At 71.2% G+C, this 22,698-nt stretch carries 20 protein-coding genes and 1 pseudogene; 7 read left to right on the top strand and 14 right to left on the bottom strand.

The features are described from left to right. Window positions 1-59: 59 nt before the first annotated feature. The 3 genes and pseudogenes from ACWEGE_RS15310 to ACWEGE_RS15320 form a co-directional block, all read right to left on the bottom strand. Window positions 60-732, bottom strand: a pseudogene (locus tag ACWEGE_RS15310) (SDR family NAD(P)-dependent oxidoreductase); the annotation flags it as partial. Then, window positions 729-854 carry an MFS transporter small subunit gene (locus ACWEGE_RS15315; RefSeq protein ID WP_360276039.1) on the bottom strand — a complete coding sequence of 42 codons (126 nt, stop codon included), beginning with the start codon at window positions 852-854 and terminating at the stop codon, window positions 729-731. The pseudogene ACWEGE_RS15310 and the gene ACWEGE_RS15315, both read right to left, overlap by 4 nt. Continuing rightward, on the bottom strand, window positions 854-2,203 hold the full coding sequence (locus ACWEGE_RS15320) for an L-lactate MFS transporter (protein ID WP_449661066.1): 1,350 nt from the start codon (window positions 2,201-2,203) through the stop codon (window positions 854-856). Before ACWEGE_RS15320 ends, ACWEGE_RS15315 begins: the two co-directional genes overlap by 1 nt. 102 nt (window positions 2,204-2,305) lie before the next feature. On the opposite strand from ACWEGE_RS15320, the gene fdhD reads away from it, so the two are divergent. Then, complete coding sequence (fdhD, locus tag ACWEGE_RS15325; protein WP_449661067.1) at window positions 2,306-3,130, top strand: formate dehydrogenase accessory sulfurtransferase FdhD; 825 nt, start codon at window positions 2,306-2,308, stop codon at window positions 3,128-3,130. Here fdhD and ACWEGE_RS15330 read toward each other — a convergent pair. Further along, window positions 3,127-4,566: a carotenoid oxygenase family protein gene (locus tag ACWEGE_RS15330; RefSeq protein ID WP_449661068.1), complete on the bottom strand. Its 1,440-nt coding sequence runs from the start codon at window positions 4,564-4,566 to the stop codon at window positions 3,127-3,129. The two genes, fdhD and ACWEGE_RS15330, sit on opposite strands and share 4 nt — an antisense overlap. Window positions 4,567-4,637: 71 nt before the next feature. Between ACWEGE_RS15330 and ACWEGE_RS15335 the strand changes: the two genes are divergently transcribed. Both ACWEGE_RS15335 and ACWEGE_RS15340 read left to right on the top strand, forming a co-directional pair. Further along, window positions 4,638-5,345, top strand: a complete 708-nt coding sequence (locus ACWEGE_RS15335) for a TetR/AcrR family transcriptional regulator (protein ID WP_449661069.1) — start codon at window positions 4,638-4,640, stop codon at window positions 5,343-5,345. A gap of 78 nt (window positions 5,346-5,423) precedes the next feature. Continuing rightward, window positions 5,424-6,377, top strand: a complete 954-nt coding sequence (locus tag ACWEGE_RS15340; RefSeq protein ID WP_449661070.1) for an alpha/beta hydrolase — start codon at window positions 5,424-5,426, stop codon at window positions 6,375-6,377. Between the two features lie 118 nt (window positions 6,378-6,495). On the opposite strand, the gene ACWEGE_RS15345 is transcribed toward ACWEGE_RS15340, so the two are convergent. From ACWEGE_RS15345 to ACWEGE_RS15375, 7 genes are all read right to left on the bottom strand, one after another. Further along, window positions 6,496-7,416, bottom strand: a complete 921-nt coding sequence (locus ACWEGE_RS15345; RefSeq protein WP_449661071.1) for an anti-sigma factor RsbA family regulatory protein — start codon at window positions 7,414-7,416, stop codon at window positions 6,496-6,498. Window positions 7,417-7,468: 52 nt separating this feature from the next. Further along, a complete protein-coding gene (locus ACWEGE_RS15350; RefSeq protein ID WP_449661072.1) occupies window positions 7,469-7,879 on the bottom strand; it encodes a hypothetical protein in 411 nt (136 codons plus the stop codon). A 50-nt stretch (window positions 7,880-7,929) separates the two neighbouring features. Continuing rightward, a complete protein-coding gene (gene clpX, locus ACWEGE_RS15355; RefSeq protein WP_004562779.1) occupies window positions 7,930-9,225 on the bottom strand; it encodes an ATP-dependent Clp protease ATP-binding subunit ClpX in 1,296 nt (431 codons plus the stop codon). A 230-nt stretch (window positions 9,226-9,455) separates the two neighbouring features. Next, window positions 9,456-10,109: an ATP-dependent Clp protease proteolytic subunit gene (locus ACWEGE_RS15360; RefSeq protein ID WP_091316263.1), complete on the bottom strand. Its 654-nt coding sequence runs from the start codon at window positions 10,107-10,109 to the stop codon at window positions 9,456-9,458. 24 nt (window positions 10,110-10,133) lie between these two features. Beyond that, window positions 10,134-10,739 carry a ClpP family protease gene (locus ACWEGE_RS15365; protein ID WP_091320319.1) on the bottom strand — a complete coding sequence of 202 codons (606 nt, stop codon included), beginning with the start codon at window positions 10,737-10,739 and terminating at the stop codon, window positions 10,134-10,136. 138 nt (window positions 10,740-10,877) lie between these two features. After that, window positions 10,878-12,269, bottom strand: coding sequence for a trigger factor (tig, locus tag ACWEGE_RS15370; RefSeq protein WP_449661073.1), 1,392 nt, complete (start codon window positions 12,267-12,269; stop codon window positions 10,878-10,880). Between the two features lie 294 nt (window positions 12,270-12,563). After that, window positions 12,564-13,154, bottom strand: a complete 591-nt coding sequence (locus ACWEGE_RS15375) for a TetR family transcriptional regulator (RefSeq protein ID WP_449661074.1) — start codon at window positions 13,152-13,154, stop codon at window positions 12,564-12,566. A 138-nt stretch (window positions 13,155-13,292) separates the two neighbouring features. Between ACWEGE_RS15375 and ACWEGE_RS15380 the strand changes: the two genes are divergently transcribed. Beyond that, the gene (locus ACWEGE_RS15380; protein ID WP_449661075.1) at window positions 13,293-15,383 is read left to right on the top strand and encodes a fatty acid desaturase; all 2,091 of its coding nucleotides are present in this window, start codon (window positions 13,293-13,295) and stop codon (window positions 15,381-15,383) included. Between the two features lie 89 nt (window positions 15,384-15,472). On the opposite strand, the gene ACWEGE_RS15385 is transcribed toward ACWEGE_RS15380, so the two are convergent. Next, a complete protein-coding gene (locus tag ACWEGE_RS15385; protein ID WP_449661076.1) occupies window positions 15,473-16,006 on the bottom strand; it encodes a hypothetical protein in 534 nt (177 codons plus the stop codon). Window positions 16,007-16,188: 182 nt separating this feature from the next. Here ACWEGE_RS15385 and ACWEGE_RS15390 point away from each other — a divergent pair, with 182 nt between their 5' ends. The 3 genes from ACWEGE_RS15390 to ACWEGE_RS15400 all read left to right on the top strand — a co-directional run bounded on the left by ACWEGE_RS15390 (window position 16,189) and on the right by ACWEGE_RS15400 (window position 20,300). Next, complete coding sequence (locus ACWEGE_RS15390) at window positions 16,189-17,724, top strand: sensor histidine kinase (RefSeq protein ID WP_449661077.1); 1,536 nt, start codon at window positions 16,189-16,191, stop codon at window positions 17,722-17,724. Between the two features lie 5 nt (window positions 17,725-17,729). Next, window positions 17,730-19,634 carry an ArnT family glycosyltransferase gene (locus ACWEGE_RS15395; protein WP_449661078.1) on the top strand — a complete coding sequence of 635 codons (1,905 nt, stop codon included), beginning with the start codon at window positions 17,730-17,732 and terminating at the stop codon, window positions 19,632-19,634. A 108-nt stretch (window positions 19,635-19,742) separates the two neighbouring features. Next, a complete protein-coding gene (locus ACWEGE_RS15400; RefSeq protein ID WP_449661079.1) occupies window positions 19,743-20,300 on the top strand; it encodes a GNAT family N-acetyltransferase in 558 nt (185 codons plus the stop codon). Here ACWEGE_RS15400 and ACWEGE_RS15405 read toward each other — a convergent pair. Then, complete coding sequence (locus tag ACWEGE_RS15405) at window positions 20,245-21,429, bottom strand: hypothetical protein (RefSeq protein WP_449661080.1); 1,185 nt, start codon at window positions 21,427-21,429, stop codon at window positions 20,245-20,247. The two genes, ACWEGE_RS15400 and ACWEGE_RS15405, sit on opposite strands and share 56 nt — an antisense overlap. Further along, entirely contained in the window at window positions 21,426-22,496 is a 1,071-nt protein-coding gene (locus ACWEGE_RS15410; protein ID WP_449661081.1) for a helix-turn-helix domain-containing protein, read from the bottom strand. The genes ACWEGE_RS15405 and ACWEGE_RS15410 overlap by 4 nt, the downstream gene beginning before the upstream one ends. Window positions 22,497-22,698 lie beyond the last annotated feature (202 nt).

The following is a 22,698-nucleotide window of genomic DNA, read 5'->3' on the forward strand; positions in this document are numbered from 1 at the left end:
CCGTTGAGGTCGAGGATCGCGCCGGAGGCCCAGGTCGCTTCGGCCGAGGCGAGGTAGAGGACGGCCGCGGCGACCTCCTCGGGCGTGCCGACCCGCCCGAACGGGCTCTGCGCGCGCAGGGTGTCGTCGATCCGGCCGGCCACGCGCTCGGTGGCGGTGAACCCGGGAGCCACCGACGTCACGGAGATCCCGTGGGGCGCGAGGGAAACGGCGAGCGACTGGCCGAACGCGTGCAGCGCGGCCTTGCTCGCACCGTACGCGGGGTGGTCCGGCTCACCCTTGAAGGCGCCGCGCGACCCGACGTTGACGATCCCGGCCGGGCGCGCCACGCCCGATGAGGTGCCGGGCGACGCAGTAGCTGAGGTTCGCGGCGCCGACGAGGTTGACGTCGAGGGTGCGCCGCCAGATCCGCTGCCAGTCCGCATAGGACACTCCGGCGACGGGGTGCACGGTCTCCGGCGACGTCGCGACGGCGGCGTTGTTGACCAGCACGTCGACCCCGCCGAGCCCGGCTTCGGCCGCGTCGGCGATCTTGCGTGCCGCCTCGGGGTCGGCCAGGTCACCGCCGATCAGCACGTGGCCTTCACCAGGGAGCCTTTTCAGCGTCTCCTCGGCGTCGGCGGCTCGATGTCCATAGTGGACGGCGACCCGGTCGCCGCGGGACGCGAACGCCGTGGCCACGGCGCGCCCGATACCGCGGGACGCGCCGGTGACCAGGACTCCCTTGCTCATCCGAACAGCTGGACCAGCTTCAGGAACAGCTGGTACACCCCGTACCCGAACGGGAGCACCACCCACGCCCAGGCCAGCACGATCAGCGGCACCCGGTTGGGCTTCGTCGTCGGTTCGCTCATCACGCTTCGCTCCTCACGGCCTCGGGGACCGGCTCGTGGAACTTCTCCTTGACCGGGCGGACCAGCTCGTTGGCCACGAAGCCGACCACGAGCAGGCCGATCATGATGTAGAACGACGTCGTGTACAGGTCCGGGCCGGACTTGCCCGCCGCCTTCTCGCTGTCGGCGATGCGGTTGACGATCAGCGGGCCGAGCACGCCCGCCACCGACCACGCCGTCAGCAGCCTGCCGTGGATCGCGCCCACCTGGTAGGTGCCGAAGAGGTCCTTCAGGTAGGCCGGGACCGTCGCGAACCCGCCGCCGTAGAACGACAGGATCACCATCGCGCACAGGATGAACACGAGCTTCGAGGAGTTCTGCGTCAGCGCGATCACCAGGTACAGCAGCGCGCCGGCGCCGAGGTACGTGCGGTAGATGTTCTTGCGGCCGACCAGGTCCGAAGTGGACGACCAGACGAACCGGCCGAGCATATTGCACAGCGACAGCAGCGCGACGAACCCGGCCGCCGCGGCCACGCCCACCGGCGTGGACGTGCCCTTGAAGAAGTCCTGGATCATCGGGGAAGCCTTTTCCAGGATCCCGATGCCCGCGGTGACGTTGAAGCACAGGACGACCCACAGGCACCAGAACTGCGGTGTCTTGATGGCGTTGGCCGCGGACACGTTCGCCGTCGTGATCATCGCGGCGCCGTGGTCGGTCTTCGGCTCCCAGCCCGCCGGCTTCCAGCCGTCGGCCGGGACCCGCACGAGCAGCCAGCCCATCGACATGAACACCGCGTAGACGAGGCCGTGGACCAGGAACGCGGTTGCGATGGTGCCGGTCGTCGGCGCGGTGCCGAGCATCGAGGACGACCACGGCGAGGCGATCAGCGCGCCGCCGCCGAAGCCCATGATCGCGATGCCGGTGGCCATGCCCGGGCGGTCCGGGAACCACTTGATCAGCGTCGACACCGGCGAGATGTAGCCGATGCCGAGCCCGACGCCGCCGATCCCGCCGTAGCCGACGACGACCAGCCAGAACTGGCCGGTCGCCACGCCGAGGGCGGAGACGAGGAATCCGCTGGCGAAACAGCACATCGACACGAACATCGCCCAGCGCGGGCCGTTCTTCTCGACGAGCGTGCCACCGAAGGCCGCGGACAGCCCCAGCATGACGATGCCGAGCTGGAACGGCAGCGAGCTCTGCGTGCCGTTGAGGTGCAGCGTCTTCTCGAGCGGGACCTTGAACACGCTCCACGCGTACGCTTGCCCGATCGACAGGTGCACCGAGAGGGCCGCCGGCGGCACCAGCCAGCGCGTCCAGCTGGGCGGGGCCACGATCCGGGAGCGGTCCAGGAAGCCGAGAGCCATCGGTTCCCTCCGTAATCTGGGGATGATGGTGGGAATGTATTACTAAATCACCGGTGTTGCACCATACGAGTGTCGAACTTTCGGGCAGCGAAGGATGTGCTGATGGGCAGGGTGACCGTGCGCAGGCCGGTGCGGCGGATCTCCGCGACCGGGGACCGGCGCCGCCCCGACGCGCTGGCGGCCGAAGAGCCCCTGGAGCTGCGGGTCGGCGGCCGGGCGCTGGCGGTCACCATGCGCACGCCCGGCCACGACGTCGAGCTGGCCCACGGCTTCCTGCTGTCGGAGGGCGTGATCGGCGGGCGCGAGGACATCGCGGTCGCCCGCTACTGCGACGGCGTCGACGACCAGGGCCGCAACACCTACAACGTGCTGGACATCGCGCTGGCCGACGGCGTCCCGCCGCCCGACACCGGGGTGGAGCGCAACTTCTACACGACGTCCTCGTGCGGCGTCTGCGGCAAGGCCGCGCTCGACGCGGTCAAGCTCCGCACGCGCTTCTCCCCCGCTTCGGCGCCGTTCGCGGTGAAGAGCGAAACCCTGGCGGCCCTGCCGGACGCGCTGCGCGCCCGCCAGAAGGTGTTCGCGAGCACCGGCGGCCTCCACGCGGCGGCGCTGTTCACCCCGGACGGATCGCTCGACGTCGTCCGCGAGGACGTCGGCCGGCACAACGCGGTCGACAAGGTCCTGGGCTGGGCGCTCCTCGACGGCCGGATCCCGGCGTCCGGACACGGCCTGCTGGTGTCCGGACGAGCGTCGTTCGAGCTGGTGCAGAAGGCCGCGATGGCGGGGATCGGGCTGCTGGCCGCGGTGTCGGCCCCGTCGTCACTGGCGGTGGAGCTGGCCGAGGAGAACGGCATGACCCTGGTCGGCTTCCTGCGCGGCGACTCGATGAACCTCTACACCGGCGACCACCGCATCCTCACCTAGCCGACCGGCACCCAGTTGCCGTGGAAGCCGTGGGGCACGCGGTCCGGCAGGTGGACCGCCGCCACCGTCTCCAGGGTTTCCGCGTCCAGGATCGTCAGGTCGCTGCGCTGGGTGGCCGGGTCGAACACGAAGCCCATCAGGACGCCGTCGTCCTCGGCCGCGTCGTCGTGGCGGGGGACGAACACGAACTCGCCCGGCTGCCGGCCCGCGCCGAACGCGCGCTCGGCCCGCGAGCCGGTGTGGAAGTCGTGCTTGTACAGCGAGCCGCCGGGCTCCGCGCCGCCGTCGGCCGACGTCGCGTAGCCGTAGCGGTGGCGGCGGCCCACCAGGCGCTCGTCCACGCGCGGGAACTCCTGGCCGCGGTCGTCGAGGCGCTCCTCCAGGACCTTGCCCGCCGCCAGGTCCACCGTCCAGCGGTCCAGGGTCGGGCCGCCCTCGTCCGGGCCGTGCAGGTTGCGGTCGAACATCTTCGGGTGGCGGACGACGTCCAGCACCACGCTGTCGCCGTCGTCGTAGGCGTTGAGCGGGTGGAAGACGTAGCACGGCTCGACGTCGAACCACCGGACGTCGCCGTTGCCGCCCTCGCGCGGCATGACCCCGATCCGCGCCGGGTACTTCGGGTTCCAGCGGTAGGGCAGGCCGCCGTTCGCGCCGAGCTTGCCCGCCACCATGGCGGTCACCGGGTCCGGGACGCGGACCTTGCCGACCACGGCCGAGACCACCAGCTTCGCCGGCGCGCGCAGCGCGGCGGGCACGCTGGCCGCGACCGCCATCTCCGCGTTGAACGTCACCGGCAGGTCGTAGAAGACGACGTGGTTCTCGGTCAGCGAGAAGTCGTGCATCATCGGCGACCCGGTGACCTCGACGTCGACCGTGCGGCGGGCGCGGCCGGCCGCGTCGATCACCGAGTACTGGACCTTGTTCCCCATGCCGAAGAAGTACGAGACGGCGTGCAGCTCGCCGGTGCGCGGGTCACGCTTGGGGTGGGCGGTGTAGCCGCCGGGGAGCGTGCCGTCGAAGTCGCAGCGGCCGACGGTGTCGAGCTCGTCGGTCAGCTCGTAGATCGGCGCGCCCGCCTCGACCAGGGCGAGGGTCTTGCCGGCGTGGCCGATGACGTTGGTGTTGGCCCCGAGCGCGTCCAGCCCGCAGAACCGGCTCGCGTCTTCGCCGTTCAGCGTGGCCGCGACGGCGGGGTTGCGGACCCACCGGTTCCGGTACCACTCGGCTTTGCCGTCGCGCAGGCGCACGCCGTGGACCATGCCGTCGCCCATGAACCAGTGGTAGGCCGCCGGGTCCACTTCGGACAGCGGGTTGGGGCCGTTGCGCAGGTAGCGGCCGTCGAGGAACTCCGGGATCGCTCCGGTGACGGCCAGCTCGGTGATCGTGTGCTCCCGGCTGACCGGGGCGAAGTTGCCCTCGAGGAACTTGTTGCCCATGTGACCCCTCCACGGTTGCCATAACTTGGTTATGGATACAGGTATAACAGGGTTATGGGACACTGGCAAGCATGAGCCCGAAACCGCGCGCGTCCGACGTCAAGGCCCGGCTCGTCGAGGCCGCCATCCGCCTGCTCGACGAGAACGGTCCCGAGGCCCTGCAGGCCCGCAAGCTGGCCGCCGAGGTCGGCGTCTCGACGATGGCGGTCTACACGCACTTCGGCGGCATGGCCGCCCTGGTGGACGAGGTGGCGCGGGCGGGCTACCTGCGGCTCAGCGAATGGCTGGCCGGGGTCGGCGAGACCGGCGACCCGGTGGCGGACATCTTCAGCATGGCCCGCACCTACCGGCAGGCGGTCGCCGAGCAGCCGCAGCTGTTCGCGGTGACGTTCGGCCAGTCCGCGCCCGGCGGCAAGCGGGCCACGCTGTCCGACCTGACCACCGCGGAAGGCCGCGAAGCCGCTCAGGAGGGCCTGGAGGCGTTCACCCACATCGTCCGGGCGACCGAACGGGCCATCGCGGCCGGCCGGTTCCGCCCCGCGGACGAGTACCAGGCCGCCGCCCAGCTCTGGAGTGCGCTGCACGGATTCGTCACACTGGAGGCGTCGGGGCACTTCGGCCCCGGTGAACAGGGCATAGACCACATTTTGATCCCCCTGGGGATCACCATGGCGGTGGGTCTCGGGGACACTGTGGACGAAGCCGGGCGCTCGGCCGAGACCGCGAAAGCAGCTTGGCGAGCGAGAACCGGAAACGCCGGGCAGGGTGAGAACGAATAACCCGGTGAACGAGGGCGCGGGGGAACGCGGAGCGGGTGCGCGGCGTCCTTACGGAGGGGCGAGGGGGTTGGAGACAGGGTGAACGAGCAAAACGGGGATGCGGAGCCCGCCGGGCCGGTGGTGGAGGCGGTCCAGGGCGCCCGGCGGTGGCTGAGCCGCCGGTCGGTGCTGATCGCGGGCGCGTCCGGGCTGGCGGTGACCGGGCTGGCCGTCGGCACCGCGACCGGCAAGCTGCCGTTCAGCCCGGCCCTGCAGCGGACGGTCGGCGTGACGTCGTCGAACCCGACGACCCAGCTGGGCAGCACGCGGGTCGAGCGGGTCTACTCCGCCGCGCGCGGCCGGATGGTCGACCTGGTGTTCATCCTGCCGTCGAAGACCCCGCCGAAGGGGCTGCCGATGTCGCTCATGCTGCACGGCCTGCACGGCAACGCCCGCAGCGCGGCGCCGACCGGCACGCTCAAGCAGCTGGCCAGCGACGTCGCCCGCAAGGCGGTCCCGGCGTTCGGCCTGGTGGCCGTCGACGGCGGCGACAACTACTGGCACGAGGTGCACCCGGGCGACGACCCGATGGCCATGCTGCTGGAGGAGGTCCCGCAGTGGCTGCGGGCCCGCGGGTTCGCCGGCCCGACCGGGCAGCCGTTCGCCGCCACCGGCGTGTCGATGGGCGGGTTCGGCGCGCTGGTGTACACGCGCCGCCGGGTCGAACGGCGCCAGCCGCCGGCCGCGGTCGCGACGCTGGCCCCGGCGCTGATCACGTCGTGGCCGGAGATGGCCAAGCGGCACATCTTCACCGGCATCCAGGACTGGACGGCGCTGGACCCGCTGCGGCACATCGACGAGACCAGGGGCGTGCCCAACGGCATCTGGTGCGGCACGGAGGACTCGTTCATCACCGGCGTCCGCCGCTACATCGACGCGGCCCGCCCGGCGGTCGCCCACACCGCGCACGGCAAGCACGGCGACTCGTTCAACCGCACGGTGGTGCCCAGCCTGGTCAGCTTCCTCGGCAAGCACGTCCCCCGCTCCGCCTGACCCGTACCCCGCCGGACGACACGCGTACCCCGCCGGACGACACGCGTACCCCGCCGGACGACACGGCTGCACCCGAGCCGGTCGCCGTGTCGTCCATCCAGGTACGCGTGTCGTCCGGTCAGCGGGTGAAGTGGATGCGGGTGATCGTGCGGCCCGGGACCCAGTACGTGCGGACCAGGTCGGCCAGGCGGTTGACCAGGAGCAGGCCGCGGCCGCCCAGGGTCGCCGCCGGCGGTGGGATGCGGCCGGCCAGTGGCTCGGTGATCGTGCCGGTGTCGGTGACCTCGGCGACCACCTCCGACGCCTCCGCCCACAGCCGCAGCACGCCGGTGCCGCCGCCGTAGAGGACGCTGTTGGTCGTCAGCTCGGCGATGGCCAGCGCGAAGTCGTCGCGGCGGGGCCGGCGCAGGCCGTGGCGGGCCGCCCAGATCTCGGCGAAGCCGCGCAGCGATGCCAGCTGCCCGAGGTCGAACTCGCGCTCGATCGCGCCCGGCGGCGGCTCGAGCGGCCGCGTGTAGTCCTCGCGCACGCCGTCGGGGTCGAAGCGCGCACTGACGAACGGCCCGGCCAGGCCCCACAGCTCGGGGTGGGTGCGCTCGGCGTCGGCCAGCACCGGCGGCGGCAGTTCCCCGACGTCGTACGGGCACAGCACCGCCAGGTCACGCCCGGCGAAGGCGTTGTTGATGAGAGCTTCGTGCACGACGCACGCCGAGTACTCCGCGTCCGTACGGGCGGCCCAGATCGGCTCCCCCACGATGCGCACCGGGCCGGCGTGCTCCCCGGCGAACGCATGCAGCACCGACGGCAGGATCGCCCCCGGGTTGCGACCCGCCCGCTGCATGTCGATCAGCCGCACTTCGCCGGCCCGGTCTTCCAGGGCCTTCTCGACCAGCAGCAGGTTCCGGCCGGGGACGGCGACGGCCGCGGGCTCACCTCGGTCGAGGCCTTCGAGGAGGAACGGGACGACACCGTCCAGGTACTCGGTGTCGCCGCGATAGAAGAGTGCCGGATGCCGGAACGGTCTGAGGGCATCTACCACGAAAACGGCATACCCAACCGGCGAGGGCTTCAAACCCTGCGAAAGTCGGTGGTCACTCCACCCAGCGGCCGACGACGGCGATCAGCCAGAAGCCGACCAGCGTCGACAGGCCGAACAGCAGCACCCAGTTGAACAGCTGACGCCGCTCGGTCACCCCGCGGGCCCGCCACAGCCCGTACGCCCCGACCAGGAACAACGGCACGGGGATCAGCGGCAACGGCGACAGCCGGGACACGACGGCGACGACGCAGGTGCCGGTGAATACGGCCAGCACGCCCATCAGCACCCGGTGCAGCCACGGGTACCGCTCGGCGACGGACGCGATCACGCGCTCGCTCAGCTCACGGAACCCCAAGACCGGCGCGGCCGGGGCGGTTCCGGCGGGTTCCGGGGCCGGCGGCGCCGGCGCTTGCACGCCGCCGCCTGGAGCGGCCCCGGAACCCGGGAAGGAATCAGCAGTCATTCAGCTTTCCTGTCGGGTCTCCGAGCCGGGCGGCCCGGAGACGCCCGGAGTCAGGCCGACTTCTCGCCGCGCTCGCTGCGCGCGCGCCGCGTCGGCTGCCGGGCGACGATCGTCGGGTTCACGTTCTCCCGGACGGTCTGCTCGGTGATGACGACCTTCGCCACGTCGTCGCGGCTCGGGATGTCGTACATCACCGGCTGGAGCACTTCTTCCATGATCGCACGCAGCCCGCGGGCGCCGGTACCGCGCAGGACCGCCTGGTCGGCGATGGCCTCGAGCGCGGTCTTGGTGAACTCGAGCTCGACGTTGTCCATCTCGAAGAGCTTCTTGTACTGCTTCACCAGTGCGTTGCGCGGCTGGGTGAGGATGTTGACCAGCGAGTCCTTGTCCAGGTGGTTCACCGTCGCCACGACCGGAAGGCGGCCGATGAACTCCGGGATCAGCCCGAACTTGATCAGGTCCTCGGGCATGGTGTCGGAGAAGACGTCGCTCTCCTCGATCTCGGACTTGGTGCGGATCTCCGCGCCGAAGCCGAGGCCGCGCTTGCCGACCCGCTCGTTGATGATCTTCTCCAGCCCGGCGAACGCGCCGGCCACGATGAACAGCACGTTCGTCGTGTCGATCTGGATGAACTCCTGGTGCGGGTGCTTGCGGCCGCCCTGCGGCGGGACCGAGGCGGTGGTGCCCTCGAGGATCTTCAGCAGCGCCTGCTGGACGCCTTCGCCGGAGACGTCCCGGGTGATCGACGGGTTCTCGCTCTTGCGGGCGATCTTGTCGACCTCGTCGATGTAGATGATCCCGGTCTCGGCCCGCTTGACGTCGTAGTCCGCCGCCTGGATGAGCTTGAGCAGGATGTTCTCGACGTCCTCGCCGACGTACCCGGCCTCGGTCAGCGCCGTGGCGTCCGCGATGGCGAACGGCACGTTGAGCAGCTTCGCGAGCGTCTGCGCCAGGTAGGTCTTGCCGCACCCGGTGGGGCCGAGCATCAGGATGTTCGACTTGGCGAGCTCGACCGACTCCTCCTTGGAGTCCTTCGGCCCGGCCTTGTCGTCCGCCTGGATCCGCTTGTAGTGGTTGTAGACCGCCACCGCCAGCGTCCGCTTGGCGTCTTCCTGGCCGATGATGTACTGCTCGAGGAACTCGTGGATGTCGGCGGGCTTGGGCAGCTCGTCGAGCTTGACGTCGCCGGCCTCGGCCAGCTCCTCCTCGATGATCTCATTGCAGAGGTCGATGCACTCATCGCAGATGTAGACCCCGGGGCCGGCAATGAGCTTCTTCACCTGCTTCTGGCTCTTCCCGCAGAAAGAACACTTCAGCAGGTCTCCGCCGTCACCGATCCGTGCCATGGCCGTTGACCTCGTCCCCTCCGGCGCGGGTTCGGCGCGCCTGACGTGTGTTGCGACGGTGCGACCCGCGGTCGGGGGTGACCGGACGGAGCCTCACACATTGCCACTGACGGTACCCGTCCGATGCCGCGAGCGGGAACACCCACGAACTCCGGGAGCACGTCAGAGGACGACCCTAAACCAGGATGCCGGTGTGTGTCGTCTTCTCGACACACACCGGCCTGGCGGATCTACAGAGCCGACGCCTTACGGTACGGCAGCACCTCGTCGATGATGCCGTACGCCTTGGCCTCCTCGGCCGTCAGGATCTTGTCGCGCTCGATGTCGGTCCGGATCTGGTCCGGGTCCTTGTTCGTGTGCTTGGCCAGGATGACCTCCATCTGGCGCCGCACCCGCTGGATCTCGTTGGCCTGGATCTCCAGGTCGGAGACCTGGCCATACGTGCCCTCGGTGGCCGGCTGGTGGATCAGCACGCGGGAGTTCGGCAGCGCGTAGCGCTTGCCCGGCGTGCCGGCCGACAGCAGCACCGCGGCGGCCGAGGCGGCCTGGCCGAGGCAGTACGTCTGGATGTCCGGGCGGACGAACTGCATCGTGTCGTAGATCGCCATCAGCGAGGTGAACGAGCCACCCGGCGAGTTGATGTAGACCAGGATGTCGCGGTCCGGGTCCTCGTGCTCGAGGTGCAGCAGCTGGGCCATCACGTCGTTGGCCGAGGCGTCGTCCACCTGCACGCCGAGGAAGATGACCCGCTCTTCGTACAGCTTGTTGTACGGGTTCGACTCCTTGACGCCGTAGCTGGTCCGCTCCACGTACGACGGCAGGATGTACCGCGACTGGGGGATGCTCGGGCCCTGGAAGTCACCCGGGAGCCTGAAGTTGCTCATCGAAAGTCTCCTTGGTGCTTCGGCTCAGCGAGAGCCCGGACGGGCGATGTCGGCGGTGAGGACGTGGTCCACGAACCCGTAGTCCTTCGCCTCCTGCGCGGTGAACCAGCGGTCGCGGTCGCCGTCCTTGATGATCTGCTCGACCGTCTGGCCGGTCTGGTCCGCGGTGATCCGGGCCAGCTCCTGCTTCCACTTGTTGAACAGGTCCGCCTGGATCGCGATGTCCGACGCCGTGCCGCCGACACCGGCCGAGGGCTGGTGCATCAGGATGCGGGCGTGCGGGAGCGCGTAGCGCTTGCCCGGCGTGCCGGAGGAGAGCAGGAACTGCCCCATCGAGGCCGCCATGCCCATCGCGTAGGTCGCGACGTCCGGGCGGATCAGCTGCATGGTGTCGTAGATGGCGAACCCGGCGGTGACCGAGCCACCCGGCGAGTTGATGTAGAAGCGGATGTCGGACTCGGCGTCGTCCGCGTCGAGCAGCAACAGCTGCGCGGTGATCCGGTTGGCGACCTCGTCGTTGACCTCGGAACCGAGGACGACGATGCGCTCCTGGAGCAACCGCTCGAACACCGAGTCGGTGAGGTTGAGCCCTGCGGTGCCGGTCCGCGCCTCGGGCGTGTGCTGCGTCACGTCTGCCTGCCTTTTCGCCGGCGGCGGCCCGGTGCTGACGGCCACCGCTGTCGTTTCAGATGCTTGAGATCTTGTAACCGACCCTAACGAACTTGGGCGGTGCAGAATGCCTGACACCGCCCAAGTTCGCTCACAGCTTCACTCCGCCGGAGTCTTCGCCGCCTCGTCGGTGACCTGCGTCTCCTGGGTTGCCTCGTCGGTGGCCGGCTCGTCGCTGCCGAACAGCTCCGAGAGGTCGACCTCGGCGCCGGAGCCGTCGGTGACGGCGGCCTTCCGGACCACGGAGGCGAGGGCCTTGCCGCGGCGGACGTCGGCGTAGATCGCGGTCAGCTGGCCCGACTGCTGGGCGCGCTGGACGTACTCGTCCGGGCTGATCCCGAAGCGCTGGGCCTGGTAGATGATCCGCTCGGTGAGCTCGCCGTCGTTGACCGACACCGCTTCCTTGTCGGCGATGGTGTCCAGCAGCAGCTGCGTGCGGACGGCCTTCTCCGACTCGGTGCGGGTCTCCGCGTCGAACTCTTCGAGGGTGCGGCCTTCGGCCTCGAGGGCCTTGGCGAACTGGGCCTCGTCGTGGTCGAACGGGTGGATCGCGTCGTGCTTGCGGTTCTCGATCTCGGCGTCGAGCACCTTCTCCGGGATCGGCACCTCGGTGCGCTCGAGGAGCTCGTCGAGCACCTTGTCGCGGGCCTGGACACCCTGCTGCATCTTCTTGACGCGGCCGAGCCGCTCGCGCAGGTCGTTCTTGAGCTCTTCGATCGTGTCGAACTCGCTGGCCATCTGGGCGAACTCGTCGTCGGCCTCGGGCAGCTCGCGCGACTTGACCGACTGGACGGTCACGGTCACCTCGGCGTCCTTGCCGGCGTGCTCCCCGGCGACGAGCTGGGTGGTGAACGTCTTGGTCTCGCCGGCGTTCGCGCCGACGATCGCCTCGTCGATGCCGTCGACGAGCTGGCCGGAGCCGATCTCGTAGGACAGCCCGGTGGTGCTCGCCTCCTCGACGGCCTCGCCGTCGACGGTGGCGGACAGGTCGATCGAGACGAAGTCGCCGGTCTCGGCCGGGCGCTCGACGCCGGTCAGCGTGCCGAAGCGGGCGCGCAGCTCGTCGAGCTGCTCGTCGACCTCCGCGTCGGTCAGCTCGACGTCGTCGACGGTGATCGCGAAGCCGTCCAGGTCGGGCAGCTCGATCTCCGGGCGCACGTCGACCTCGGCGGTGAACTCGAGCACGTCGCGGTCCTCGAGCTTGGTCACGTCGAACTCGGGGTTGCCGAGCGTGCGGACCTCGTTGGCGCGGACGGCCTCGATGTACTTGGCCGGGATGGCCTCGTTGACGACCTCGTCGAGCACCGGGCCGCGCCCGATCCGGCTTTCCAGGACGCGAGCGGGCGCCTTGCCGGGCCGGAAGCCCGGGATGCGCACCTGCTGGGCGATCTTGCGGTAGGCGCGGTCGAAGTTCGGCTTGAGCTCGTCGAACGGCACCTCGACATTGATCTTGACTCGCGTCGGGCTGAGCTGCTCGACGGTGCTCTTCAAGGTCTTCTCCTCGAGCGGTAACGATTGTGGTGGACAATCCTGCGGAAATGGCCCCGTCTGACGTGCAGGCCGGGACGTCCGAGTCTAGGCCAGTGGCCTCCGCCACCGGGCCGGGGGCCACCTGCGAGGTCGGGCGCCGCGCGTCCGGCCGATCACCCACCGCATCTGACCGCTCCCGTGGACCACCGAGCCGCTCGGCTGCACGGGGTGGGAGAGCAGCAGCCGCACCGCTCGCGCCGCGACCTCCGACCCTCGCCACGCCGGCCGGACCAAGGCCGCAGGACCGCCCGCGCGTCAGGCGCCGAGCATCCGGCCGATCACCCACCGCATCTGACCGCTCGCGTGCGCCACCGACCCGCTCGGCTGCACCAGGTGCGACAGCAGCAGCCGGACGACGGCCTCGACCGCGACCGTCCACTCCGAGAGGGTCAGCCCGGCCTCCGGGTAGCACCGGGCGAACAGGGCCGCCACCGTGTCGACCGAGCGCTCGAGCACGCCCTCGGGCCGGGTGGTCAGCAGGGGGAGGAAGTCGTCGCGGCCGCCCTTCGGGCAGCCCAGTGCGATCAGCAGCAGCGGGTTGACCCTGGCGGCTTCCAGCGTCTGCCGGAAGGCCGCGGTGACCCCGTCGACGGGACGGCCCGGGTGGGCGGCGACGACCTCGGTCACGCGCTCGGCGAAGCGCTCGGTTTCCCGCAGCACCAAGGCTTCGGCCAGTTCGGCCTTGGAGCCGAGTTCGTTGTAGACGGTCTGCCTGCTGACGCCGACGTGGGCGGCCAGCTTGCCCATCGTCACCGCGGCCCAGCCCTCGCCCGCGGTCAGCTCGGCGGCCGCGTCCAGCAGGCGGTCGCGGGTGCGCGCCGGGGCGGGACGGGTGACGGCCTTCACACGGGCAGCTTACCCACCGCTTGCGTTCGGCTGGCCGGGACCTTTTTTCGAAGCGTGGTGCGACGTTTACAAACGCGAGCGCGTTGTCTACGGTGACTCCCGCCTCGCCCGGAGCTTCTCGACCGAGGAGACCACTCGATGCCCGTCGTCGACACCTCGCCGCGCGGCTCCCGGACGTCCGCGTCACCCCCGCCGACCCCGCGCTCGGTGCCTTCGCCCCGCATCCCGTTGCCCCGCCTGTCGGTGCCGACACTGCTGTTGTTCACCGGCGGCGCTTCGCTGTGGGCCACCGCGACCTGGCTGCTGCTGGCCGGGATCGCGCCGCCGGTGTTCACCGTGCCGCTGCACGCGATCGTCACCTTCACGATGTTCACCGTGGTGCACGAATCCGCCCACCACGCCGCAGGAAAGCTGACATGGGTCAACGAGGTGCTCGGCCGGCTGGCGATGCCGTTCGTCGCGGCTTACGCGTCGTTCCCGCTGCTCCGGTTCGTCCACAGTGAGCACCACCGGAACACGAATGCGGACTCCCACACGGATCCCGACGCGTGGACATCGCAGGGAACCTGGTGGTCGCTGCCGTTCCGCTGGCTCACCATCGACTTCTGGTACGCACGCTTCTACACCGCCCGCGCGCGCACCCGCCCGGCCGCGGAGCGGGCGGAGACGGTCGTGCTGCTGTCGCTGGCGTTCGTCGCGGCCGCGACGCTGGTCGCCGGCGGCCACGGCCGGGAGCTGCTGCTCGGGTACCTGCTGCCGCAGCGGATCGGGCTCGCCGTGCTGGCGTGGTGGTTCGACTGGCTGCCGCACCACGGCCTGCCCGCCGCGAAGCCGCGCGACAAGTTCGGCACCACGCGGGTGCGCGTGGGGCTGGAGTGGCTGATGACGCCGATGATGCTGTTCCAGAACTACCACCTGGTGCACCACCTCCACCCCGCCGTGCCGTTCTACCGCTACCTGCGCGCGTGGCGGGACAACCGGGAGGCCTACCTGGCCCGCGACGTCCCGATCATCACGGCGTGGGGCCGGGAGCTGACGCCGTCGGAATACCGCGCGTGGCGGCGGCTGGCCGACGACCTCGGCGACCACAAGCCGTGCCCCGAACCGCCGCCGCTCGGGCCGAGCCGGTTCCACCGGCTGCGGGTGCGGGAGGTCCGGCCGCTGACCGCGGACGCCGTCGCGATCACCTTCGACGTCCCGCCGCACCTGGCGGCCGAATTCCGGTTCTCGCCCGGCCAGCACGTGGCGGTCCGCGCGGTGGTCGACGGCCACCCCGTGCGGCGGACGTACTCGATCTGCGCGCCGGCGGACGCGGGCGAGCTGCGGATCGCGGTGAAGCGGCGGGCGGGCGGGGCGTTCTCCGGCTTCGCGACCACCGCGCTGGCCGCGGGTGACTGCCTCGACGTCCTGCCGCCGTCCGGCTCGTTCACGCTGGTCCCGGACCCGGCGCGGACCGCGCACTACGTGGCACTGGCCGCGGGCAGCGGCATCACGCCGGTGCTGTCCATCCTGGTCAGCACGCTGTCGGCCGAGCCGCACAGCCGGGCCACGCTGCTCTACGTCAACACCTCGGGCGCCACGACGCTGTTCGCGGCGGAGCTGAGCGCGCTCGCCGAAGGGTTCGGCGGCCGGCTGCACGTGGTCCACTACCGCACCGACGAGCGCGACCCGGACCTGCACGCGCACCGGCCGCGGCAGTTCGACACGGTCGGCGAGGCACTGGCCATCTCCCACGAGCGCTACCAGCGCGGGCGGCTCGACGCGACGCGGCTGCGCGCGCTGCTGCAGAACCGGCTGCACCCGGCGAAGGTCGACGAGTGGTTCCTCTGCGGGCCGCGCGGCCTGATGGAGCTGGCCCGCCGTACCCTCGCCGACGCGGACGTCCCGGAGGAGAGCGTCCACTTCGAGCTCTTCCGCGGCGCGGCCCCCCTGCGCGACCCGGCGGGCACGCCGGCGCAGGTGGCGGTGACGCTGGGCGGCACGACGACGTGCGTCACGGCCGAAGCCGGGGAGACGGTGCTGGACGCGGCCCTGCGGGCCGGCTACGAGGTGCCGTACTCGTGCACGGGCGGCGCGTGCGGCACCTGCCGGGCGACGCTGCTGCACGGCCAGGTGGACATGGACGTCCGGTACGCGCTGACCGAGGACGACGTCGCCGCGGGCCGGATACTGACCTGCCGCTCCCGCGCGACGACCCCGGAGGTCGCGGTCGACTACGACCGCCGCTGACCTCCGGGCCCGGCCCCGAAGCGCCCCAAGGTGGCCTTCGGTGCGTCAGACGCAACCAAGGCCGCCTCGGGGCGCCTGCGAGCCCGGGGTCAGCCGGTCGGAGCGCCCGAGGGCGGTGTGCCCGGGCCGCCCGACTCGCCGTCGGTCACCGAGGTCGCCGTCGCCGTGCTGCCGGACTCCGTGGCCGTCACCGTGACCGTGTCGCCCGTCGCCAGGCCCGTGGCTTGGGCCGACGTGATCGTGTACGTCTTCGAGAAGCCGTCGTCGCTCTCGGCCGTCAGGGAAGTCGCGCTCAGCTCCGTGATCTCCCCGGTCTGCACGATCTTCGTGACGTAGCCGCCGTTGCCGTCGGAGGCCACGTATTCGCCGTGCAGCGCTCCGGCCAGGCCACCGCCCGGCCGGCTGCCGGGGCCGCCCGCCATGCCGCCGGGGCCGGTCCGGGTTTCGGTGGCCGCCGACGACGACAAGGCGGCCCAGACCGCCGCTCCCCCGCCGGCCACGAGCACCGCCGCGACGGCGCCGGCGGCGATCTTCTTGCCCGGCGACCAAGCCTGCTTCGGGGCGGGCGCGGGTGTCGCGCCCCACGTCCGGTCCGGAGTGGACGGTGCCTGCGGTGTGGTCATGGTGTCGCTCCTCGCTCTTCGGGTGAGGTCCACGGTGGAGCCGCCGGCTGTGCACCGACTGTGCCCGCCGTCAGCCGTTCCTGTGACCGCGAACCGGACATCCCGCAACGGGCCGGTCACCGCACAGCCGCTTCACAGGCAGCGCACAACCCGCACACACGGCGCGGACGGACGCTGGTTCCATGGCCGCGCGAACCGTCCCGCCTCGTCCCCGACGGGGGCGGCTTTCGCTGCGCGCGAAACTGACCGGCTCGGTGGTCGTGCTGCTCACCGTGGTGTGCCTGATCGTCGGGGTGGTCAGCGAGTTCGCGCTCGACCTCTTCCTCACCCGCCAGGTCGACCAGCAGCTCTCGGCCGCGGCGAACCGCTCGCTGGTGTTCGCGAGCAACGTCCGGCCGCCGGACGGCGGGCCGCCGCCGCAGACGTTGGGCCAGCACCCGCTCGGGCAGAACGTCGGCACGGTCAGCGCCACCTTCTCGGGGCAGGCGCTCGTCCGCGACGACAGCATCTCCGAACACGGCGGACGGCTGCACCTGACCACCGCGCAGCAGGCACTGATGCGGTCGGTGCCCGCCGACGGCAAACCGCACACCCTGTCCTTCGCCGACCTCGGCGAGTACCGCCTGATGGCGCTGCCGGTCGCCGGGACCTCCGACGTCGTGGTCACCGGCCTGCCGATGAAGCCGGTCGACGACACGCTGCTCACCGTCGGGCTGATCCTGTTCGGCGTCGCCGCGGCGGGCGTGCTCGGCGCGGCCTTCCTCGGCGCGTTCGCGGTCCGCCGCACGCTGCGCCCGCTCGAGCGCGTCGCGGCCACCGCCGGCCGCGTCACCGAGCTGCCGCTCGACCGCGGCCAGGTGGCGCTGTCCATCCGCGTCCCGGAGGGCGACACCGACCCGCGGACCGAGGTCGGCCAGGTCGGTTCCGCGCTGAACCTGATGCTCGGCCACGTCGCCCAGGCCCTCGAGGCCCGGCACGCCAGCGAAATCCGGGTCCGGCAGTTCGTCGCCGACGCCAGCCACGAGCTGCGCACGCCGCTGGCCGCGATCCGCGGGTACGCCGAGCTGGCCGCCCGCGGCAGCGCGCTGGTGCCGCCGGACGTCGCCCATTCGATGGGCCGGATCCAGGCCGAAGCCGTCCGGATGACGGCGCTGGTCGAGGACCTGCTGCTGCTCGCCCGGCTCGACGCGGGCCGCCCCCTCGACGCCCGCGACGTCGACCTCACCCGGCTGGTCGCCGACGCCGTCGGCGACGCCCAGGTCGCCGGGCGGCAGCACCGCTGGCTGCTGGAGCTGCCACCGGACCCGGTGCTCGTGTTCGGCGACGTCCAGCGCCTGCACCAGGTGCTGGCGAACCTCCTCGCCAACGCGCGCACGCACACGCCGCCGGGCACCACGGTGGTGACGGCGCTGGCCCGCTCGGCGGACGGCAGCGCCGTGCTCACGGTGACCGACGACGGCCCCGGCATCAGCCCGGACCTGCTGCCGGACGTCTTCGAGCGGTTCGCCCGCGGCGACTCGTCGCGCTCCCGCAACGCCGGCAGCACCGGGCTCGGGATGGCGATCGCGTCCGCCGTCGTCGTCGCCCACCACGGCACGATCGAGGTGCACAGCCGGCCCGGCCGGACGGAGTTCGCGGTGCACCTCCCGGTGGCCGTGCCCGCACAGCGCGTGCACAGCATCGGCACAACGCGGCCCCAGCTGGGCACCGGAAGCTGAGCCTCATGACCGCTGTGACATCCGGGGCTTCGTCCCGGGCCGGGGGCTCCGCCGCCCGGAGCCCCCGAAAAGCCGCTCGTGCCGCCCGCGAAACCGCTGCACCCCCTTCGTGGCACCGTCCCGCGTTGGCCGTGCTCCTGCTCGGGACCGCTGTGCTGTACCTGTGGGGCCTCGGCGCCTCCGGCTGGGCCAACGCCTTCTACTCGGCGGCCGCCCAGGCGGGCTCGCAGAGCTGGAAGGCGCTGTTCTTCGGTTCCAGCGACGCGGCGAACGCGATCACCGTCGACAAGACCCCGGCGGCGCTGTGGGTGATGGGCCTGTCGGCCCGGCTGTTCGGCGTCAACGCGTGGAGCATCCTGGTGCCGCAGGCGCTGATGGGCGTCGGCTCGGTCTGGCTGCTGTCCGCGACGGTCCGCCGCTCGTCCGGCCCGGCGGCCGGGCTGGTCGCGGGCCTGGTGCTGGCCCTGACGCCCGCCGCGGCGCTGATGTTCCGGTTCAACAACCCGGACGCCCTGCTCGTCCTGCTGCTCGTGGCGGGTGCGTACTGCGTGGTCCGGGCCGTCGAGAAGGCGAGCCCGCGCTGGCTCGCGCTGGCCGGTGTCGCGGTCGGCTTCGGGTTCCTGGCGAAGATGCTGCAGGCGTTCCTGGTGCTGCCCGCCTTCGCCGTCGCGTACCTCGTCGCCGCGCCCGTTTCGGTCGGCAAGCGGCTGCTGCACCTGCTCGGCGCGCTGGTCTCGGTGCTGGTGTCCGCGGGCTGGTACCTGCTGGTCGTCGCGCTGTGGCCGGTGGCTTCGCGGCCCTACATCGGCGGGTCCCAGACGAACTCGCTGTGGGAACTGGTCTTCGGCTACAACGGCTTCGGCCGCATCACCGGCGACGAGGTCGGCAGCGTCGGCGGCGGCGGGGGCCGTGGCTGGGGCTCGACGGGCCTGTCCCGGCTGTTCGGCAGCGAAATGGCGGGTGGCATCGCGTGGCTGCTGCCGGCGGCGCTGCTGGCGCTGGGTGCGGGGCTGTGGTTCACCCGCCGCGCCCCGCGCACGGACGCGTCGCGGGCGGCGCTCCTGCTGTGGGGCGGCTGGCTGCTGGTGACGGCCCTGGTGTTCAGCTACATGGGCGGCATCATCCACCCCTACTACACGGTGGCACTGGCCCCGGCGGTGGCGGCGCTGGTCGGGACGGCGGCGGTCCAGCTGTGGCGCCTGCGCACCCACCCGGCGGCGGCCGGGCTGCTCAGCGGCGGGGTCGCCGTGACAGCGTTGACGGCGTACCTGCTGCTGGGCTCGTCGTGGCAGCCGTGGCTGGCCCCGACGGTCCTGGTGGGCGGCCTGCTCGCGGCGGTGGCGCTGTTCTTCGCGCCCCACCTGACCCGCGGCGCGGCTTCGTCGGTGGCGGTGTTTTCGCTGGTCGTCGCGCTGTCCGGGACGAGTGCGTACACGCTGGCCACGGCGGCGACCACGCACAACGGCGCGATCCCGTCGGCCGGCCCGTCATCGGGTTTCGGCGGCCGTTTCGGCGGCTTCGGCGGCGGCCGTGGCGGCGGCCCGGGCGCGCTGCTTTCGACGACGCTGCCGGGCGCGTCCCTCACGGCGTTGCTCCGGCAGGACGCCTCGAAGTACACCTGGACGGCGGCCACGGTGCTGTCGAACGCGGCAGCGGGCTACCAGCTGGCCGCCGGCGCCCCGGTGCTGGCGGTGGGCGGCTTCAACGGAACGGACCCGTACCCGACGCTTGCGCAGTTCCAGCAGTACGTGGCGAGCGGGCGGATCCACTACTTCCTGGGCGAAGGCACGTCGATGCCGGGCAACAGCGGTTCGGACGCGGCCCGGCAGATCACCGAGTGGGTCGCCTCGCACCACGAGGCTTCCACTGTGGACGGCGTAACGGTGTACGACCTGGCAGCGACCGTGTGAGACACGACGAAAGCAGGGTGTGACGCCGGTCCGGGCCCGGGCAACCTGGTCAACAACCGGCTCACTCCGGCACACTGGTGGTGCCCAGGCGAACAGGAGTTCCTGCTGATGACCGAGCCTCAGATACGGCTGGCCGAATCGGCAGACTTGGAATCGTTCGTCACAGCCTTCGGTGACCGCGCTTTCTTCGAAGACCGCTACCGGCGACAGCAGAAAAAGCGTGGTCTGCTGCTCCTGGGCTCACTGGGGTCCCGACTCGCCGGCGTCGTCTACCTGTGGCTGGCGGATGCGGAGGAGAAGCCCATCCGCGACCACCTCCCGCACGTTCCCCTGATCATGAACCTGCGGGTGCACCAGGACCTGCGGCGGCAGGGGGTCGGCACGGCGCTGGTCCGCGAAGCCGAGCGCCTCGTCCTCGAGCAGGGCCGCTACCGGGTCGCGCTCGCCGTGCGGACGGACAACCACGACGCGGCCCGCCTGTACAAGAACCTCGGGTATCGCGACTGGGGCCACGGCGAGGTCATCTGCCTGGCGCGGACGACCTCGGCGGACGGCACGGTCCTGACCGAGAAGGAAGTGTGTTACGTGCTGGTCCAGGACCTGCCGCCGGTCACACCGGCGCCGCGGACCGAGGCACCGCCGGTAGCCGCTCCGCACCCGTGCTGAGCGGTGCGTCGATCCCGGCCTGGGCCTGCGCCAGCAGGGGGATGCCCAGCGCCGCGACGGCGTGCTCGACACCCGAACCGCCGTGGTGGTCGCGCCGGAGGTCGGTGATCCGCTGCCGCCAGCGCACGCAGTCCTGTTGCCAGGCACGCAGGTACCGCACGCACAGGTCCGGCGTGATCAGTTCGCTGCGGCCCACCGCGGCCTTGAGGGAGTCGACCATCCGCGCCTGCAGGGCCGCCTCGATCGGGGACGCCTGCACCAGCTTGATCGTGTCCCGGATGATCCGGCGGCGGTCGGCGAGGAACTCGCGCCAGTAGGCCTTGTTGGCCTGCGCCAGACCGAGATGGCTGTCGAACAGGCCGAACACGCCTTCGGCCAGGGTGTCGCCCAGTTCCTCGCCGCGGGCGCGGCGGGCGTCCCGGTAGGGGTCGTAGGGCTTCTGGACGGCGGTGCCGGTGATCGCGGACGGCCGCAGTTTCATGCCGTCCAGCAGGAAGAACCAGTCTTCGTTGTAGATGTTGGGGAAGAACGAACTGAAGGCCGCTTCCCCCACCGCGAGCGCGCCGCCGCCGATGAAGGTGTCCTGCTTCCGGCCGGCGTCGCGGATCGCGTGGCACACCACGGAGTTGTCCGGCATGCCGGCGTTGGCCAGGCCGACCACCGCGTACTCGTCGAGCAGGCCGGCCGCGACACCGAGGTCCGCGGGGTTCGGCAGCACGATGTCGTCGTCGAGGAAGAGGATCCGCTTCCAGCCGGCGAGCACCGCGATGAGCAGCCCGAGGTTGCGTTTGAAGCTGGTGTCGGTCTGCCGCCGGAAGCGGGTGAAGCGCACGACCTGGTCGGTGGCGAACTCCGGCACCAGCCCCGGGTTCAGCAGGTCGGTGTCGATGGCGAGCGCGCGGACGCCGGCGTTCTTCGCCTCCAGGACCGCGCCGGAGATCGTCGACAGCTTGCTGCACAGGAAGAGCAGGAAGGCGTCCCGGTCCTTCGCCGCCGCGATGGCCTGCCGCAGGTACGCGGCCGGGCGCGCGGTCGGCACGATGATGGCGTCCATCGCCGCACCGGAAACGTCCTCGGTGTCGAAGTGCGCCAGGAGGTCCTGGTGCGACTCGTGCTGCCGGGGGCTCACCCGGCAGCCTCGGGCCACTCGTGCAACCGGTTCTCCTCGAGGGTCCAGTCGGGAGTCAGCCCCTGTCCCCCGACGACAGGCACGCGGCTGATGATGCTGAAGGATTCCACATCGCCGAACCGGTCTTGCACGTACGCGGTGTTACGGTCGCGAAAACGCGCGTCCGTCAGCGCGCGGACCGCTCCGAGGGTGCCACGACCGTACATACCATTGCACACGGTCACGGTGCGCTTTCGGTTGAACGGACTTTCGCCGCGGTAGAAGTGGGCGACGTCCTCCAGCAGGTGACCGCGGCGGTCGAGCTTGGGTTCGAACAATCTGGGACGCCCGTCCTGCCGCACCCGGAACCCGCCGTGCTCGGCGTCGTCCGCCCGGCCGACCTGCTCCACCGGGAGGTCCACCCGCTCGATCACGTCCCGGGTCACCGAGTTCCAGTCCACCCCGCCGAGCAGGACGAGGTGGCTCGTGTAGTCGTCGGCCGTCAGTTCCTCGCTGGTGCAGAACTTGACGTTGTTCTCCGGGTTGCGCGAGCGGATGTGCCCGAACAGCTCGATCAGCGCGTCCGGGTCGGCGTAGGTGTACAGCGAGACGAAGTCGGCGCTCTCCGGGTTCGCGTAGGACAGGTGCCGCCGGTACTGCTCCGGCAGCCGGGCACAAACGATCGTGATGTTCTGGTCCTGGTCGAAGGTCCAGATGTCGGCCACCGGGACCGGCGGCGCGACGAACGCCCGGCCTTCGCGCAGCCCCAGGAGCTCGTCCAGGAGCTCTTCGCGCCGCGCCCGCTCCTCGTCCGTCAGTTGTCCGATGGGGAGGACGCGCAGCGTGCCGCCGTCCAGCGACCGCCGGGTCGCGAACAGCGTCGCGTAGGCCTCGAGCCGCCTGGTCGGCGGCGTGACCGGCTTGTCCGTGTTCTCCCACGACGAGATGAGGGAGACGCTGAGGGACTTGCTTCCGCCGATCGCCTTGGCGAGCTGGCCCTGGGTAATCCCGGCTTCGGGCCACTCGCTCTCGCGCAGCGCGCGCAGGCGGTGAGCGAGCGCGAGCCACGGTGGCTGGGCTGGGGACACGACTCGGGCCGCCCTTCAGGAAATTTCAGTAATCCCGACGAGGGCGCCAATACTACTCCCCGTCACTAGTGCCTTTGTCGGCGCCCCGCCCATCCTGGGACTGAAACGTTACGCTCAGCGGAACTTCCTCGCACCGAACAGATAACACCGATTCATCTCAGTTGATCCGGGGTACTTCACGCCTTACAGTCTCCTTGACTGA

Source organism: Amycolatopsis sp. NPDC004747, from assembly GCF_053601335.1.